General features: G+C 50.8%; 16 protein-coding genes, 2 tRNA genes and 1 pseudogene. 17 read left to right on the top strand and 2 right to left on the bottom strand.

From position 1 onward, the window contains the following. Positions 1–201: 201 nt before the first annotated feature. The 14 genes from cydA to Q3A88_RS05370 all read left to right on the top strand — a co-directional run bounded on the left by cydA (position 202) and on the right by Q3A88_RS05370 (position 10,583). The gene (gene cydA / locus Q3A88_RS05435; RefSeq protein WP_014914676.1) at positions 202–1,770 is read left to right on the top strand and encodes a cytochrome ubiquinol oxidase subunit I; all 1,569 of its coding nucleotides are present in this window, start codon (positions 202–204) and stop codon (positions 1,768–1,770) included. Between the two features lie 13 nt (positions 1,771–1,783). Next, a complete protein-coding gene (cydB, locus tag Q3A88_RS05430; protein WP_317177549.1) occupies positions 1,784–2,923 on the top strand; it encodes a cytochrome d ubiquinol oxidase subunit II in 1,140 nt (379 codons plus the stop codon). A gap of 16 nt (positions 2,924–2,939) precedes the next feature. Continuing rightward, positions 2,940–3,056: a cytochrome bd-I oxidase subunit CydX gene (cydX, locus tag Q3A88_RS05425; protein ID WP_011092952.1), complete on the top strand. Its 117-nt coding sequence runs from the start codon at positions 2,940–2,942 to the stop codon at positions 3,054–3,056. Then, the gene (gene ybgE / locus Q3A88_RS05420) at positions 3,053–3,346 is read left to right on the top strand and encodes a cyd operon protein YbgE (RefSeq protein ID WP_010285015.1); all 294 of its coding nucleotides are present in this window, start codon (positions 3,053–3,055) and stop codon (positions 3,344–3,346) included. Before cydX ends, ybgE begins: the two co-directional genes overlap by 4 nt. A gap of 133 nt (positions 3,347–3,479) precedes the next feature. Beyond that, positions 3,480–3,884, top strand: a complete 405-nt coding sequence (ybgC, locus tag Q3A88_RS05415; protein WP_095698888.1) for a tol-pal system-associated acyl-CoA thioesterase — start codon at positions 3,480–3,482, stop codon at positions 3,882–3,884. Continuing rightward, entirely contained in the window at positions 3,881–4,567 is a 687-nt protein-coding gene (gene tolQ / locus Q3A88_RS05410) for a Tol-Pal system protein TolQ (RefSeq protein WP_110163617.1), read from the top strand. The genes ybgC and tolQ overlap by 4 nt, the downstream gene beginning before the upstream one ends. Positions 4,568–4,579: 12 nt before the next feature. Further along, positions 4,580–5,005, top strand: coding sequence for a colicin uptake protein TolR (gene tolR, locus Q3A88_RS05405; protein WP_005973933.1), 426 nt, complete (start codon positions 4,580–4,582; stop codon positions 5,003–5,005). A gap of 64 nt (positions 5,006–5,069) precedes the next feature. Continuing rightward, the gene (gene tolA / locus Q3A88_RS05400; RefSeq protein WP_317177548.1) at positions 5,070–6,245 is read left to right on the top strand and encodes a cell envelope integrity protein TolA; all 1,176 of its coding nucleotides are present in this window, start codon (positions 5,070–5,072) and stop codon (positions 6,243–6,245) included. A 138-nt stretch (positions 6,246–6,383) separates the two neighbouring features. Further along, on the top strand, positions 6,384–7,676 hold the full coding sequence (gene tolB / locus Q3A88_RS05395; RefSeq protein ID WP_014914680.1) for a Tol-Pal system beta propeller repeat protein TolB: 1,293 nt from the start codon (positions 6,384–6,386) through the stop codon (positions 7,674–7,676). A 40-nt stretch (positions 7,677–7,716) separates the two neighbouring features. After that, positions 7,717–8,226, top strand: coding sequence for a peptidoglycan-associated lipoprotein Pal (pal, locus tag Q3A88_RS05390; RefSeq protein ID WP_010299226.1), 510 nt, complete (start codon positions 7,717–7,719; stop codon positions 8,224–8,226). Between the two features lie 9 nt (positions 8,227–8,235). Then, positions 8,236–9,012 carry a cell division protein CpoB gene (gene cpoB / locus Q3A88_RS05385; RefSeq protein WP_015839528.1) on the top strand — a complete coding sequence of 259 codons (777 nt, stop codon included), beginning with the start codon at positions 8,236–8,238 and terminating at the stop codon, positions 9,010–9,012. A 175-nt stretch (positions 9,013–9,187) separates the two neighbouring features. Next, a tRNA-Lys gene (locus tag Q3A88_RS05380) sits at positions 9,188–9,263 on the top strand. Positions 9,264–9,322: 59 nt separating this feature from the next. Beyond that, positions 9,323–9,398, top strand: a tRNA-Lys gene (locus Q3A88_RS05375). 468 nt (positions 9,399–9,866) lie between these two features. Then, a complete protein-coding gene (locus tag Q3A88_RS05370) occupies positions 9,867–10,583 on the top strand; it encodes a DUF554 domain-containing protein (protein ID WP_014914681.1) in 717 nt (238 codons plus the stop codon). Positions 10,584–10,597: 14 nt separating this feature from the next. Here the strand turns inward: Q3A88_RS05370 and Q3A88_RS05365 are convergent. Then, positions 10,598–10,831, bottom strand: a pseudogene (locus Q3A88_RS05365) (hypothetical protein); the annotation flags it as partial. Positions 10,832–11,006: 175 nt separating this feature from the next. Here Q3A88_RS05365 and nadA point away from each other — a divergent pair. Beyond that, positions 11,007–12,068 (top strand): quinolinate synthase NadA, encoded by a 1,062-nt coding sequence (nadA, locus tag Q3A88_RS05360; protein ID WP_014914683.1) that lies wholly within the window; start codon positions 11,007–11,009, stop codon positions 12,066–12,068. Between the two features lie 59 nt (positions 12,069–12,127). After that, positions 12,128–12,853, top strand: a complete 726-nt coding sequence (gene pnuC, locus Q3A88_RS05355; RefSeq protein WP_233990102.1) for a nicotinamide riboside transporter PnuC — start codon at positions 12,128–12,130, stop codon at positions 12,851–12,853. Between the two features lie 7 nt (positions 12,854–12,860). On the opposite strand, the gene zitB is transcribed toward pnuC, so the two are convergent. Next, positions 12,861–13,811: a CDF family zinc transporter ZitB gene (zitB, locus tag Q3A88_RS05350; protein WP_317177546.1), complete on the bottom strand. Its 951-nt coding sequence runs from the start codon at positions 13,809–13,811 to the stop codon at positions 12,861–12,863. 296 nt (positions 13,812–14,107) lie between these two features. Here zitB and aroG point away from each other — a divergent pair, with 296 nt between their 5' ends. Next, positions 14,108–15,163, top strand: coding sequence for a 3-deoxy-7-phosphoheptulonate synthase AroG (gene aroG, locus Q3A88_RS05345; RefSeq protein ID WP_039275579.1), 1,056 nt, complete (start codon positions 14,108–14,110; stop codon positions 15,161–15,163). Positions 15,164–15,399 lie beyond the last annotated feature (236 nt).

Genomic DNA, 15,399 nt, shown 5'->3' with positions numbered 1-15,399 from the left:
TTTGTAATACTTGTGATTTATCTTGAGCTTGCTGTCGGGGTATCGCGATGCGACTGCCCTGGTGAACGGTATTTCTAGCGTTCATTACAGCCTGTGTTAAAGCAATTCTTGTTGTGTTCTTTTTGGGTGTAATGGCCGGATGTTTGGCAGCTTGTCAGCGTTTGCAAGCTAATCCCTTCCTGCGAGGAGCAAGGAGTCAAAATGTTTGATGTAGTCGAACTGTCACGTTTACAGTTTGCCTTAACTGCAATGTACCATTTTCTATTCGTACCATTAACGCTGGGGATGGCGTTTTTGTTGGCGATTATGGAAACGGTATATGTGCTGTCCGGCAAACAAATCTATAAAGATATGACCAAGTTCTGGGGCAAGTTATTCGCAATTAACTTTGCTCTGGGTGTCGCTACCGGATTGACCATGGAGTTTCAATTCGGGACCAACTGGTCATATTTCTCTCACTACGTCGGGGATATTTTCGGCGCGCCGCTAGCGATTGAAGGCCTGATGGCATTCTTCCTGGAATCGACCTTTGTTGGCTTGTTCTTCTTCGGCTGGGACCGTTTAGGAAAAGTGCAGCATATGGCCGTGACTTGGCTGGTCGCGTTAGGCTCTAACTTCTCCGCGCTGTGGATTCTGGTTGCCAATGGCTGGATGCAGAACCCCATCGCATCGGATTTCAATTTCGAAACCATGCGTATGGAAATGGTGAGCTTCGCCGATCTGGTACTGAACCCGGTTGCTCAGGTGAAATTCGTTCACACGGTAGCGGCAGGTTACTGTACGGGCGCGATGTTCATTCTGGGTGTCAGTTCTTACTATCTGCTGAAAGGCCGTGACATGGCGTTTGCCAAGCGTTCATTCGCTATCGCAGCAAGCTTCGGTATGGCTTCTGTTCTGTCCGTTATTGTACTGGGTGATGAATCCGGTTATGAAATGGGTGACGTACAGAAAACCAAACTGGCGGCAATTGAAGCAGAATGGGAAACGCAACCTGCACCGGCATCCTTTACGCTGATCGGCATCCCCAATCAGGATACGATGGAAAATAACTATGCCATCAAGATCCCTTATGCTCTGGGGCTCATTGCCACGCGTTCTACTGACAAAGAAGTGACGGGTCTGAAAGAACTGCTGGTGATGCATGAAGTGCGTATTCGCAATGGTATGAAGGCTTACCAGTTGCTGGAAGAATTACGCGCGGGCAACACCGACCCGGCAGTAAAAGCAGCGTTCGATCAAGCTAAGCAGGATCTGGGCTATGGCTTACTGCTGAAACGCTATACGCCGAAAGTCTCTGATGCGACAGAAACGCAGATTCAACAGGCTGTTAAAGATTCTATCCCGCGCGTTGCACCGCTGTATTTCTCTTTCCGTATCATGGTGGGCTGTGGCGTTCTGATGCTGTTAATCATCGGCCTGTCCTTCTGGAGTGTTCTGCGCAACAAAATTGGTCAGAAACGTTGGCTGCTCCGTACGGCGTTGTACGGTATTCCGCTACCGTGGATTGCTATCGAAGCCGGCTGGTTTGTGGCTGAATACGGCCGTCAGCCTTGGGCTATCGGTGAGATTCTACCGACAGCCGTTGCGACGTCATCACTGACCGCAGGGGATATTCTGTTCTCCATGGGGCTGATCTGTGGTCTGTATACGCTCTTCCTGATTGCAGAAATGTATCTGATGTTCAAATTCGCACGTCTGGGGCCAAGCAGCCTGAAAACAGGGCGCTACCATTTTGAACAACCTATAGCGGCTGCGCAGGAAGCACGGTAAACAGGAGTCCACTATGTTTGAATATGAAGTCTTACGTTTTATCTGGTGGCTGTTGATCGGTATTTTGCTGATTGGCTTCGCTATCACTGATGGTTTTGACATGGGCGTGGGCATTCTGGTGCGTCTGATGGGACGTGGTGATACCGAGCGTCGTGTCATGATTAACAGCATTGCGCCGCACTGGGACGGTAACCAGGTTTGGCTGATTACCGCTGGTGGTGCGTTGTTTGCTGCCTGGCCGATGGTTTACGCTGCTGCGTTCTCCGGTTTCTACATTGCCATGATTCTGGTGCTGGCCTCGTTGTTCTTCCGTCCTGTTGGCTTCGATTACCGTTCAAAAATCGAAGATCCGCGCTGGCGTGGTATGTGGGACTGGGGCATCTTCATCGGTAGCTTTGTCCCACCGGTAGTGATTGGTGTGGCATTTGGTAACCTGTTGCAGGGCGTGCCGTTCCACGTTGATGAATATCTGCGTCTGTACTACACCGGAAACTTCTTCCAATTGCTGAACCCGTTTGGCCTGTTGGCTGGTGTGGTTAGCCTGACGATGATCCTGACTCAGGGTGCAACCTACCTGATGATGCGGACCACGGGTGACCTGCACGTGCGTTCCAAATCCGCTGCGCAGATTTCCGCGCTGGTGATGATGGTGACGTTTGCTCTGGCTGGCGTATGGGTTGTTTACGGTATTGATGGTTATGTGGTGACGTCTGCGATTAACACCGCGGCTGAATCTAACCCGCTGCGTAAAGAAGTCGTTCAGCAAGCAGGTGCCTGGCTGAGCAACTTCAATAACCATCCGGTATTGTGGGCTATCCCTGTTCTGGGCGTAGTGCTGCCAGTGCTGACTACCCTTATGGCACGTGCAGAGAAAGGGGCTTGGGCATTCCTGTTCTCCTCTCTGACTATCGCTTGTGTGATTCTGACTGCAGGGATTGCTATGTTCCCGTTCATCATGCCGTCAGTGACTGTGCCTAACGTCAGCTTGACGGTATGGGATGCAACATCAAGCCTGCTGACGCTGAAAGTCATGACTGTGGTTGCGATAATTTTCGTTCCTATCGTGCTGTCTTATACCGCATGGTGTTACTACAAGATGTTCGGTCGCATTACCAAAGAGCAGATTGAGCAAAACACTCACTCTATGTACTAAGTAAGGAGCTTAATTTATGTGGTATTTTGCCTGGATACTCGGAACGCTTCTTGCTTGCTCACTGGGGATCATCACGGCCCTGGCTATTGAGCAGAGTGAGGCAAGCAAAGCGGCTGAAGAAGATAAGCAATGAGTGATCTGGTCGATAAACTCTATCGCCTGATGGATAAGAGCCCGTTAAGGGCTCTTTCCCTTATCATGGCGTTGCTGCTGGCCGGCTGTGTATTCTGGGATCCGACGCGCTTTGCGGCGCGGACCAGTGAACTCGCGGTTTGGCAGGGGCTGCTGTTGATTTGGGCCGTTTGCGCTGGCGTTGTTCATGGTGTTGGTTTTCGTCCACATCGCCTGCTCTGGCGCGCGTTTTTCGCACCACTTCCCGCCTTTGTGATCCTGTGCGCAGGATTGTACTATTTCTTCGGCTAAAATAGCCTCCTATTCCATTTAGTTATGGGTTGCTTGCAGCCCATAATTATTTTCTTTCCGCTGTCACAATCCATTCCAAACCTCATTTCTCTTGCGTATAGTAGCGAGGTTTAATGCATTACTGGGATGTAGAGTGAGTAATTCGTTGTTTCGCTGGCCAGTTCGAGTCTACTTTGAAGACACTGATGCAGGTGGCGTTGTCTACCATGCGCGCTATGTTGCCTTTTATGAAAGGGCAAGAACCGAGGCGTTGCGTGAACGCAACTTTCACCAGCAAGCCTTGCTCAGTGAGCATGTCGCGTTTGCTGTTCGTCGGATGACGGTGGAGTATCTTGCTCCTGCGCGCCTTGATGACATGCTGGAAGTGCAAAGTGAGGTTATCTCGCTGCGTGGCGCTTCTATGACTTTCGCACAGCGTATTCTCAATGCTCACGGCACCCTGCTAAGCCATGCTGAAGTATTGATCGCATGCATCGATCCACATCAAATGAAGCCAATTGCGCTTCCTAAGTCTATTGTCGCGGAGTTCAAGCAGTGACTGACATGAACGTTTTTGATTTGTTCCTGAAGGCAAGCCTTCTGGTCAAACTAATCATGCTGATTTTAATCTGTTTTTCTATCGCTTCCTGGGCGATCATTATTCAACGTACCCGAATTCTGAACTCGGCGACGCGTGAGGCTGAGGCGTTCGAGGACAAATTTTGGTCTGGCATCGAACTGTCGCGCCTCTATCAGGAAAGTCAAACTCGTCGCGATAGCCTGACGGGCACTGAACAAATCTTCCATTCAGGTTTCAAAGAATTTGCGCGGTTGCATCGTGCCAACAGTCATGCGCCGGAAGCCGTAGTGGAAGGGGCGTCCCGTGCAATGCGTATTTCAATGAATCGTGAGTTGGAAACGCTGGAAACGCACATTCCCTTTTTGGGAACCGTGGGTTCTATCAGCCCGTATATCGGCCTGTTCGGTACCGTTTGGGGAATTATGCATGCCTTCATCGCGCTGGGCGCCGTGAAGCAGGCAACCTTGCAAATGGTTGCCCCTGGTATTGCCGAAGCTTTGATTGCAACGGCAATTGGCTTGTTTGCGGCGATTCCTGCGGTCATGGCGTACAACCGCCTGAGCCAACGGGTAGGCAAACTGGAGCAGAACTACGACAACTTTACCGAAGAGTTCATCGCGATCCTGCACCGTCAGGCGTTCTCCAGCGACAACAGCAAGTAATCAGGGGGGATCATGGCACGAGTACGCAGAGGCCGTCGCGAGCTGAAATCCGAGATCAACATTGTCCCGTTACTGGACGTGTTGTTGGTGCTGTTGCTGATTTTTATGGCGACAGCCCCGATTATTACGCAGAGCGTTGAGGTGGATCTGCCGGATGCGACCGACTCAAAAACGGTCTCCAGCAATGACAATCCGCCCGTGATCGTAGAGGTTTCAGGCATAGGGCAATATAGCCTGGTTGTTGAACAAAACCGTATGGAACAACTTCCGGCAGAGCAGGTGGTTGCTGAAGCGCAATCACGGCTGGCAACCAACCCTAAGACGGTCTTTTTGATTGGTGGCGCGAAGGATGTTCCTTATGATGAGATCATTAAAGCGTTGAATTTGTTGCATCAGGCTGGCGTAAAATCCGTTGGTTTGATGACACAACCGATTTAAATGAGCGCATCACGGTAATGATCGTTAAGCCTATTTCTGGCAACACTGTTTTTGGGAATCGCTTGTGCTAAAGGCAAACGAACAAAACGATAAGCTGAAACGCGCCGTTATTATCTCGGCTGTTTTGCACATCATACTGATTGCTTTGCTGCTTTGGAGTTCGTCGACGCAAACGATGGATGCCAGCGGAGGCGGCGGAGGCTCGTCAATTGATGCCGTCATGGTCGATCCGAGCGCAGTGGTGGAGCAGTATAACCGGCAGCAGCAGCAGCAGACGGATGCAAAACGTTCTGAACAGCAGCGTCAAAAGCAAGCTGAACGGCAGGCCGAAGAGCTTCAACAGAAGCAAGCGGCTGAACAGCAGCGGCTGAAAGAACTGGAAAAAGAGCGTCTGCAAGCGCAGGAAGAGGCGAAAAAGCAGGCTCAGGAGCAGGCTGAACAGCGTAAGCAGTCTGAAGCGGCCGCTCAGCAGGCAAAAGAACAGCAGAAGCAAGCCGAAGCTGCAGCGGCAAAAGCGAAGGCTGAAGCTGAACAACAGGCGAAAGCGGCGGCAGACGCTAAGAAGAAAGCGGAAGACGAAGCGAAGAAACAAGCTGCTGCGGCCGCTGCTGCCAAAAAGCAGGCGGAAGAAGAGGCTAAAGAAAAAGCGGCTGAAGCCGCCAAGCAGAAGGCTGCAGAGACCGCTAAAGCAGAAGCAGCAAAAGCAGCCGCAGAGGCTGAACAAGCTAAACAAAAAGCAGCAGCCGATGCCGCTAAGCAAAAAGCCGATGCTGAAGCAGCGAAGAAAGCAGAAGCTGCAACTGCGGCTAAGAAAGCTGCTGATGAGAAAAAGAAAGCGGCAGCAGAGGCCGCTAAGCAGGAAAGCGCCGTTGATGATTTGCTGGGCGGACTGGCTTCATCGAAAAATGCGCCGAAGTCTGGCGGCGGTGCACCTGCGGGCACAGGTAATAATAAGAAGAGCGGTGCATCAGGTGCAGCGCTTGATAGCTATGGTAGTCAGGTGCGTTCAGCCATTCAGAGCAAGTTTTATGACTGGCAGCTCTACAAAGGTCGCACCTGTACCTTACGGATTAAGCTGGCGCCAGATGGTCTGCTGATTGACGTCACTGCTGAAGGCGGCGATCCGGCGTTATGTCAGGCGGCTATTGCGGCTGCCAAACAGGCCAGAATACCGAAGCCACCAAGTCCAGAGGTTTATGAGGCTTTCAAAAATGCGCCGATAGACTTTAAACCGCAGTAACCGGGCTGTTTACCCAATAGATTTAAGATTATTACGATGGTAAATAAACCAGGTTATGTTGTTTTGTTGACATTGGTTTGTTTTTGTTAAAATTCTGCTAATTTATCGTAGACTTCGCGTCTGGATAAGGGAGATGAGATGAAGCAAGTACTGAAAGTTGCATTAAGCTTTTTAATGCTGTGGACTGCGGTTGTTCACGCGGAAGTACGTATAGAGATTACCCAAGGGGTAGACTCTGCACGTCCTATCGGTGTGGTTCCGTTCAAATGGGCGGGCCCGGGCGCTGCGCCTGAAGACGTCGGCGGCATCGTCGGTGCTGACTTACGTAACAGCGGCAAATTCAACCCGATCGACGCAAACCGTATGCCTCAGCAACCTGCAACAGCATCCGAAGTGACGCCTGCTGCATGGACGGCGTTGGGCATCGATGCGGTTGTTGTTGGTCAGGTGCAACCGAGCGCTGATGGCAGCTATCTGGTTTCTTACCAGCTCGTTGATACCTCCGGTAACCCAGGTAATGTATTGGCGCAGAACCAGTTCAAAGTGACCAAGCAATGGTTGCGTTATGCTGCGCACACGGCCAGTGATGAAGTGTTTGAAAAACTGAGTGGTATCAAAGGTGCGTTCCGTACCCGTATCGCTTACGTTGTTCAGACCAACGGTGGTCAGTTCCCTTATGAACTGCGCGTTGCAGACTACGATGGCTACAACCAGTTTGTGGTTCACCGTTCACCGCAGCCGCTGATGTCCCCGGCTTGGTCCGCAGACGGCAGCAAACTCGCCTATGTAACATTTGAAAGTGGTCGTTCTGCGTTGGTTATTCAGACGCTGGCAAATGGTGCAATCCGTCAGGTTGCTTCCTTCCCGCGTCACAACGGTGCGCCTTCTTTCTCTCCTGATGGCAGCAAGTTGGCCTTCGCACTGTCTAAGAGCGGTAGCCTGAATCTGTATGTGATGAATCTGGGATCGGGGCAAATCAGCCAGGTGACCGATGGTCGCAGCAATAACACGGAACCAACCTGGTTCCCAGACAGTCAGACCTTGGCCTATACTTCAGACCAGGCTGGTCGTCCGCAGGTTTATAAAGTGAATGCTAACGGCGGCGCGCCACAGCGTCTGACCTGGGAAGGTTCTCAGAATCAGGACGCCGATGTGAGCGCCGACGGGAAATTTTTGGTAACGGTGAGCTCGAATGGTGGGGCTCAGCATATTTCCAAACTGGATCTGGTAACGGGTGCCGTACAAGTATTGACGGACACGTTCCTGGACGAAACGCCAAGTATCGCACCGAATGGCACGATGGTGATCTACAGTTCCAAACAAGGGCTGGGTTCAGTGCTACAGCTGGTTTCGACAGATGGGCGTTTCAAAGCGCGTCTTCCGGCTACTGATGGACAGGTTAAATTCCCTGCCTGGTCGCCGTATCTATAAGTACAGATATGTACAATAAACTCGTCAAAGGACATAAGAAATGCAATTCAATAAAGTGCTGAAAGGCCTGATGTTGGCTCTGCCGGTACTGGCAGTGGCCGCTTGTAGCTCCAACAAGAACGCGGACAATGACCAATCTTCCATGGGTGCTGGCAACAACGGCATGATGGACGGCGGTAACATGTCTTCTTCTGAACAAGCTCGTTTGCAGATGCAAGAATTACAGCGCAACAACATCGTTTACTTCGGTCTGGACAAGTACGATGTGAGCTCTGAATTCGCTCAGATGCTGGACGCACACGCTGCATTCCTGCGTAGCAACCCGTCTTACAAAGTGACTATCGAAGGTCACGCGGACGAACGTGGTACGCCAGAATACAACATCGCTCTGGGTGAGCGTCGTGCCAATGCGGTACAAATGTACCTGCAAGGTAAAGGCGTTTCTTCCGATCAGATCTCTATCGTTTCTTACGGTAAAGAGAAACCAGCTGTTCTCGGCCATGACGAAGCGGCGTATGCCAAAAACCGTCGTGCCGTTCTGGTATATTAAGAGAATCGCATGAGCAGTAACTTCAGACGTCACCTGTTGGGTCTGTCGTTACTGGTTGGCGTAGCGGTCCCTTGGGCCGCTACTGCCCAAGCGCCAATCAGTAATGTCGGCTCAGGCTCGGTCGAAGACCGCGTCACTCAATTGGAGCGTATTTCTAACGCTCACAGTCAGCTTTTAACCCAACTTCAACAGCAGCTCTCTGATAATCAGCGTGATATTGACAGCCTCCGTGGGCAGATTCAGGAAAGTCAGTATCAGTTGAATCAGGTTGTTGAACGGCAGAAACAGATCTATCAGCAGATTGATGGATTAAGTTCGCAATCATCTTCTACACCGACGACAGATGGCACGCCTGCCGCTGCGGCGGGGACTGATACCGGTGCTGCCAATACGGCGGCACCGGCCAGTACGGGTGATGCTAATACTGATTACAATGCCGCAGTCGCGCTCGTACTGGAGAAAAAACAGTACGATCAGGCTATCAGCGCATTTCAGGCATTCGTCAAGAAGTACCCCGATTCAACGTATCAACCTAATGCTAACTATTGGCTTGGTCAGTTGAATTACAACAAGGGGAAAAAGGACGATGCGGCGTACTATTTCGCCAACGTTGTTAAAAATTATCCTAAGTCACCAAAAAGTTCTGAAGCCTTGCTGAAGGTTGGGGTGATCATGCAGGAAAAAGGTCAGGCAGATAAAGCCAAGGCCGTTTACCAGCAGGTTGTAAAAATGTACCCCAATACGGAAAGTGCAAAGCAGGCGCAAAAGCGTTTAGCCGGATCGTAATACCGTATTAATTGGCACAAAAATTGCGCATCATGAGCGGTTTTTGTGCCTAAACGTCTTAAGAGTAGGCAATCAAACAGTTTTTTAAGAAAATAGGTTGCGCTGAAAATTTAAATCAGTAATATGTGCCGCCGTTGCCAAGGCAAATAGCAAAACGCTAAAGCAGCATGAAATTGGGTCGTTAGCTCAGTCGGTAGAGCAGTTGACTTTTAATCAATTGGTCGCAGGTTCGAATCCTGCACGACCCACCAATTTCAAAAGTATTATCAGTAAGCATAGCGCCAGTAAGTATCAAGTAGTTCCGCATTGCGGGTCGTTAGCTCAGTCGGTAGAGCAGTTGACTTTTAATCAATTGGTCGCAGGTTCGAATCCTGCACGACCCACCATTTCAGCAGTAGCATTCCTTTCTCGAATAAATTCATTTTAAGTCATCCTGCACGACCCACCATCTTCTAGCAATACAATTCCAAACTAAACAACCTTCGCTTTTCTAATTACCTGCATAATAAACACAGTGGCTTTCAACTAATTGGTCGCACGTTCTAGCTGATCGAAGCGAGACAGCACGCGTTAACGTTGACCACGAAGGCCGAGTGTATCCTGCACAGCTCGCCATTTCAGCAGTAGTATTCCTTCCTCGCATTAATCCACGTTGAGACAACAACGCTCGTGTACACTGTATCGATGAGATAAAACCCATCATCATTCCCTACTCGGTAAGGCTTTGCGGTATATTAGATTTTTACCCCTCTCTATGGACTATATAACCCGTCAGGAACTGTTTTTTAATCCTATCGAGCAGGGATGGAGTCATTGCCACAGGGAAGCGCGTGTAGCCCTGTTTAGGAAGATATATGATTGGTCCGTTGATTAATGGTGCCGCTATCTTGATTGGTAGCGGGCTGGGTATTGCTTTACGTCGTTTTATCCCTCAGCGTTTGCAAGATGGCCTGCCGCCAGCGTTTGCGATGGTGTCGATTGCAATGGGGATCACGCTGGTTGTTAAAGTCCAGCAGTTGCCTGCGGTAGCGCTGGCTATCGTGATTGGCGTGGCGTTAGGCGAGCTGCTCCGCATGGAGTCTGGTGTGCAGTGGGCTGGCACGATGATTCAGAAGGGATTAAACCGCGTGCTGCCTGCACAGGAGCACCGCTTGCCGCAGGATGTCTACACTCAGAACTTTACCGCGTTGATCGTCCTGTTTTGTGCCAGTGGGACCGGTGTGGTGGGGGCGTTGACCGAAGGGCTAACCGGCGATTATCAACTGCTGATTATCAAATCTGCTTTGGATATTTTCACCGCGCTGATTTTCTCCATTACGCTTGGCCTTGCCGTGATGTCGATTGCGATACCACAGATTATTGTCCAGACGCTGCTGTTCTTCTCCGCCAAATTGATTATGCCCTTTATGACAGACATCACGATGGGTGATTTTTCTGCCTGTGGCGGGATTATCATGATTGCCGTAGGGCTGAGGATCGCGCAGATCAAATCATTTGCGGTGGTTAACTTCCTGCCTGCTTTGGTACTGGTTATTCCTATCTCTCTATACTGGCATCGCTTCTTCGCCTAAAGCGCAGCATCTGATTAGCGGCTGACGATCGAAGGCATGTCGCCGCTAAAGATTTGTGTTACTTCCTGATCGGTAAGCGGCACGCTTTTGCTACAGACATAAATATGCTTTCCTTGCGGGCTGATGCTCTTGGCTAGCTCGATGTAGCTGGCAAACTCGACCTGGCTGTGCCCGCCTTCATTCATCTCCATGGCATGGATGATGACCTTGTGCGGGGCGAACAGATCGAGTAATTGGTTGGATGCCACTTACGCATTTCATCTCACGATTTTAAGCATAATAAACAAAATTGCGGGTTTTATGGAAAAAACACCGCGACTTTAGGGCAGGTTTTCGGTATTTTGTTTAGGATAAAAAACGTCAGTGCTGATGATTAATGAGTATCTGGTGTTACAACCCGAGTTGTCATCGTGGAAATTTATAATGAGTATCCTTTTTGATAGCAATGAGACCATTTATCCCTTTCCGCCGAAGCCTAGGCCTTTATCGGCTGATGCAAAACAGCACTATCGGAGCAGGATAAAAACGCTGCTGCGGGAAAGAAATGCTGTCATGGTCGCGCACTATTATACCGATCCTGAAATTCAGGCGCTGGCGGAAGAAACGGGCGGCTGTGTAGCGGACTCGCTGGAAATGGCGCGCTTCGGCAGCACCCATTCGGCATCAACGCTGCTGGTGGCGGGTGTCCGCTTTATGGGAGAGACCGCCAAGATACTCAACCCGGAAAAGACGATTCTGATGCCCACGCTGGAAGCAGAATGCTCGCTCGATCTTGGTTGTCCCGTCGATGAGTTCAGCCGTTTTTGCGATGCGCACCCGGACAGAACGGTGGTGGTGTATGCCAATACCTCCGCGGCAGTGAAAGCACGTGCTGATTGGGTGGTAACATCCAGCATCGCGGTGGAACTGATCGAGCATCTGGATAGCCTGGGGGAAAAGATTATCTGGGCACCGGACCGTCATCTGGGAAGCTATGTACAAAAGCAGACAGGGGCGGATGTGCTGTGCTGGCAGGGCGCGTGCATTGTGCACGATGAATTTAAAACGCAGGCGCTGCAGCGCATGAAGATTCTGTACCCCGACGCGGCAATTTTGGTCCATCCGGAATCGCCACAGAGCGTGGTAGAGATGGCTGACGCCGTTGGGTCAACCAGCCAGCTCATTCAGGCGGCGAAAACGCTGCCGCAGCGCGAACTGATTGTGGCGACCGATCGCGGCATTTTCTACAAGATGCAGCAGGCCTGTCCGGAGAAAACGTTGTTGGAAGCGCCGACAGCGGGAGAAGGGGCCACCTGCCGCAGCTGCGCCCACTGTCCGTGGATGGCGATGAATGGGCTGGAGGCGATTGCTAACGGTCTGGAGCAAGGCGGTGACGCTCATGAGATTCATGTTGATGCAGCCCTGCGAGAAGGCGCGTTAATCCCGCTGAATCGCATGCTGGATTTTGCGGCTTCGCTAAAATTGCGTGTTAAAGGGAATGCCTGACGGAGATCTTGGGCATCTTGATAGAGATTTTTTTACAATAATTGAGACAGGGTGATGAGATGGATTTTTTTAGTACCAGCAATATTTTAATTCATATCCCTTTGGGGGAAGGGGGATACGATCTTTCCTGGATTGAGGCGATTGGCACGCTGTTTGGCCTGCTGTGTATCTGGTTCGCGAGTCAGGAAAAAACCATCAACTATCTGTTTGGGTTGATTAACGTCACGTTGTTTGCCGTGATCTTTTTCCAGATTCAGCTTTACGCTAGCCTGTTGCTGCAAATCTTCTTCTTTGTCGCCAATATCTATGGCTGGTATGCCTGGACGCGTAAGACGGATTCGCAGGAAGTGGAGTTACGTATCCGCTGGCTGCCAGTGCAGAAACTGATTGGCTGGTCGGTGGCGTGTATTGTCGCGATTGGTTTGATGACGTTCTACATTGACGCAGTGTTTGCTGTGCTGACGCGTATTGCTGTTTCCGGCATGCAGGGGCTGGGGCTGTCTGTGCAGATGCCGACTCTCCAGCCAGATGCGTTCCCATTCTGGGATTCCACCATGATGGTGCTGTCGATTGTGGCGATGATTCTGATGACGCGTAAATACGTCGAAAACTGGCTGCTGTGGGTGGTGATTGATGTGATAAGCGTGGTGATTTTTGCTTATCAGGGCGTCTACGCGATGGCGGTAGAGTACGCGATTCTGACGCTGATTGCCCTGAACGGCTCTTGGCTGTGGATTAAGAGCGCGCAGGAGAACCGCGTCAGCGCGGTTTCACACGGCGTGTAGTCCAAACTTAATGCTTGTGGTGGTGATTTTCTGCATCATGGCTTTCATGATAATGACTTTCCTGATAGTGGAAAGCGCAGTGGTCATCATCACAGCGTTGATATTCCATCTGAACCGTCGCGTGTTCAATCTGGTAATGCTTCAGTAAATATTCCTGAATCCGCCTTAACAACGCATCGTGATCGTGAGGGGGAACCACCTGTGCATGCAGCGTCATCATCGGTTTTTCGCCAACCTGCCATAAGTGAACATGGTGGATGTTTCTGACTTCGGGAATATTCAGCGTCAGATCTTTCTGTAGAACCTCAACGCTAAGTTGTCCGGGCGTACCTTCCAGCAACTCATGAATACTCTCTTTCAATAACGCCCACGCACTACGCAGCACCAGACACGACACCAAAATAGAGAGAATCGGGTCGATAGGTGTCCAGTTGGTATAAAGAATGATAATGGCTGCGGCAATCGCACCAACGGATCCGAGCAGGTCGCCCAGCACATGCAGGGCCGCCGCGCGGACGTTAATATTTTTCTCTTCACTGCCATGGTGTAACAGCCAAAATGCCATGATATTTGCCACCAAACCGGCAACGGCGACAAGCAGCATAGGCACGCCCGCAACGGGCTGGGGATCATAGAAGCGCTGAATGGCTTCCCAGAAGATGAAGGCGGTAATCAGTATCAGCGTCAGCGCGTTCACAAAGGCGGCGAGGGTCGTGAGTCGCAAATAGCCAAAGGTATGGCGTGCATTGGGCTTACGCTGTGCGAAACGCACGGCGACAAGCGCAACGAACAGCGCGGCGGCGTCCGTTAACATATGGCCTGCATCTGCCAATAAGGCGAGGGAGCCGGACAGCAGACCCCCAATGACTTCTCCCACCATAAACGTGGCGGTAATGATAAACGCGGCCAGCAGACGTTTACTGTTGCCGGATTCCGTGTGGCTGTGATTATGTGCCATAGATCACCCTGAGTTGCGGTTTTATCCCACTTTACTGAAACCCGCAGAGAAAACCTATTCTGTCATTCACCCGATCTGTCAGTTGAGCTATTTTCTGATGAAAATAGGACGGATGCGGCATCTGAGAGCATTTGATCGCGTAAATCCCGCTGATTTCAGCGCCCTGACAACACCAGCTTGACATATAATAATCAATCTTCAATATGAAACATCCCGTTTCTCAGGCTACCCGTATAGGCGGGATGGCGCGTATTGGATGGGGCTAACATACCGTTTCGGAACCGATGGATTTATTTATGAATTACCAAAATGATGATTTAAGAATTAAAGAGATTAATGAACTTTTGCCGCCGGTTGCTTTGCTAGAAAAGTTTCCAGCCACGGAGAAGGCAGCGGAAACGGTATCGTTCGCGCGTACTGCCATCCATAAAATTCTTAACGGCAATGACGACCGCCTGCTGGTGGTCATTGGTCCTTGCTCGATCCACGATACGAAAGCAGCAAAAGAGTATGCCGCGCGTTTGCTGACGCTGCGTAACGAACTGAGCGACGATCTGGAAGTGGTTATGCGGGTTTATTTTGAAAAACCACGCACCACGATTGGCTGGAAAGGGCTGATCAACGATCCGCACATGGATAACAGCTTCCAGATCAATGACGGCTTGCGCATTGCACGTCAGCTGCTGCTGGAAATTAACGACATCGGTTTACCGGCTGCGGGTGAGTTTCTGGATATGATCACCCCGCAATACATGGCGGATTTGATGAGCTGGGGCGCTATCGGCGCACGTACGACGGAATCTCAGGTACACCGTGAACTGGCATCCGGCCTGTCATGCCCTGTCGGCTTTAAAAACGGCACCGACGGTACGATCAAAGTCGCGATTGATGCGATCAACGCCGCCAGTGCACCACACTGTTTCCTGTCTGTGACCAAATGGGGCCACTCGGCTATCGTGAACACCAGCGGTAACAACGATTGCCACATCATTTTGCGCGGCGGTAAAACGCCGAACTACAGCGCTGAGCATGTGAAAGACGTGAAGATCGGTCTGGAAAAAGCGGGCCTGACACCGCAGGTCATGATCGATTTCAGCCATGCGAACAGTAGCAAGCAGTTCAAAAAGCAGATGGATGTCTGTACCGACGTCTGCGGCCAGATCGCGCAGGGCGAGAAAGCGATTATGGGCGTGATGGTGGAAAGCCATCTGGTCGAAGGCAATCAGAATCTGGAAAGCGGTGAGCCGTTGGTTTATGGCCGCAGTGTGACCGATGCCTGCATTGGCTGGGAAGACACGGAATCCCTGCTGCGCCAGTTAGCGTCTGCTGTACGCGAACGCCGTAATAAGTAATGTGCTAGCTGGCACGTCCTACCAAAACGTAGGGAACGTTTTTCAACGTCGCTGGCGATAGTTTGTTAGGAAACTTGTTGAATTACGCAGCATAAAAAAACCCGGCACAGGCCTAACACCGATCGGTTAAGCAAAATGATCGGTTGAACGATCCGGCGGGTAGACGACAATAGCCTCATCAATTCTCTGATGGGGCTTTTTTATGCTTTCGACCTGGCTTGACGAGACGCAGACCT

Origin of the sequence: Pectobacterium sp. HCp5_1 (assembly GCF_032905925.1) — a bacterium.
In the GTDB taxonomy this organism is placed as follows: Bacteria; Pseudomonadota; Gammaproteobacteria; order Enterobacterales; family Enterobacteriaceae; genus Pectobacterium; species Pectobacterium brasiliense_A.
The sequence above is the reverse complement of the archived record's forward strand: the minus strand, read 5'-3'. Positions and strand labels throughout refer to the sequence as shown.

Bases quoted from the DNA above. Each gene is read 5' to 3' on its own strand.
- cydA (WP_014914676.1), top strand. From the start codon at position 202: ATGTTTGATGTAGTCGAACTGTCACGTTTACAGTTTGCCTTAACTGCA.
- cydB (WP_317177549.1), top strand. From the start codon at position 1,784: ATGTTTGAATATGAAGTCTTACGTTTTATCTGGTGGCTGTTGATCGGT.
- cydX (WP_011092952.1), top strand. From the start codon at position 2,940: ATGTGGTATTTTGCCTGGATACTCGGAACGCTTCTTGCTTGCTCACTG.
- ybgE (WP_010285015.1), top strand. From the start codon at position 3,053: ATGAGTGATCTGGTCGATAAACTCTATCGCCTGATGGATAAGAGCCCG.
- tolR (WP_005973933.1), top strand. From the start codon at position 4,580: ATGGCACGAGTACGCAGAGGCCGTCGCGAGCTGAAATCCGAGATCAAC.
- tolB (WP_014914680.1), top strand. From the start codon at position 6,384: ATGAAGCAAGTACTGAAAGTTGCATTAAGCTTTTTAATGCTGTGGACT.
- pal (WP_010299226.1), top strand. From the start codon at position 7,717: ATGCAATTCAATAAAGTGCTGAAAGGCCTGATGTTGGCTCTGCCGGTA.
- cpoB (WP_015839528.1), top strand. From the start codon at position 8,236: ATGAGCAGTAACTTCAGACGTCACCTGTTGGGTCTGTCGTTACTGGTT.
- Q3A88_RS05370 (WP_014914681.1), top strand. From the start codon at position 9,867: ATGATTGGTCCGTTGATTAATGGTGCCGCTATCTTGATTGGTAGCGGG.
- nadA (WP_014914683.1), top strand. From the start codon at position 11,007: ATGAGTATCCTTTTTGATAGCAATGAGACCATTTATCCCTTTCCGCCG.
- pnuC (WP_233990102.1), top strand. From the start codon at position 12,128: ATGGATTTTTTTAGTACCAGCAATATTTTAATTCATATCCCTTTGGGG.
- zitB (WP_317177546.1), bottom strand. From the start codon at position 13,811: ATGGCACATAATCACAGCCACACGGAATCCGGCAACAGTAAACGTCTG.
- aroG (WP_039275579.1), top strand. From the start codon at position 14,108: ATGAATTACCAAAATGATGATTTAAGAATTAAAGAGATTAATGAACTT.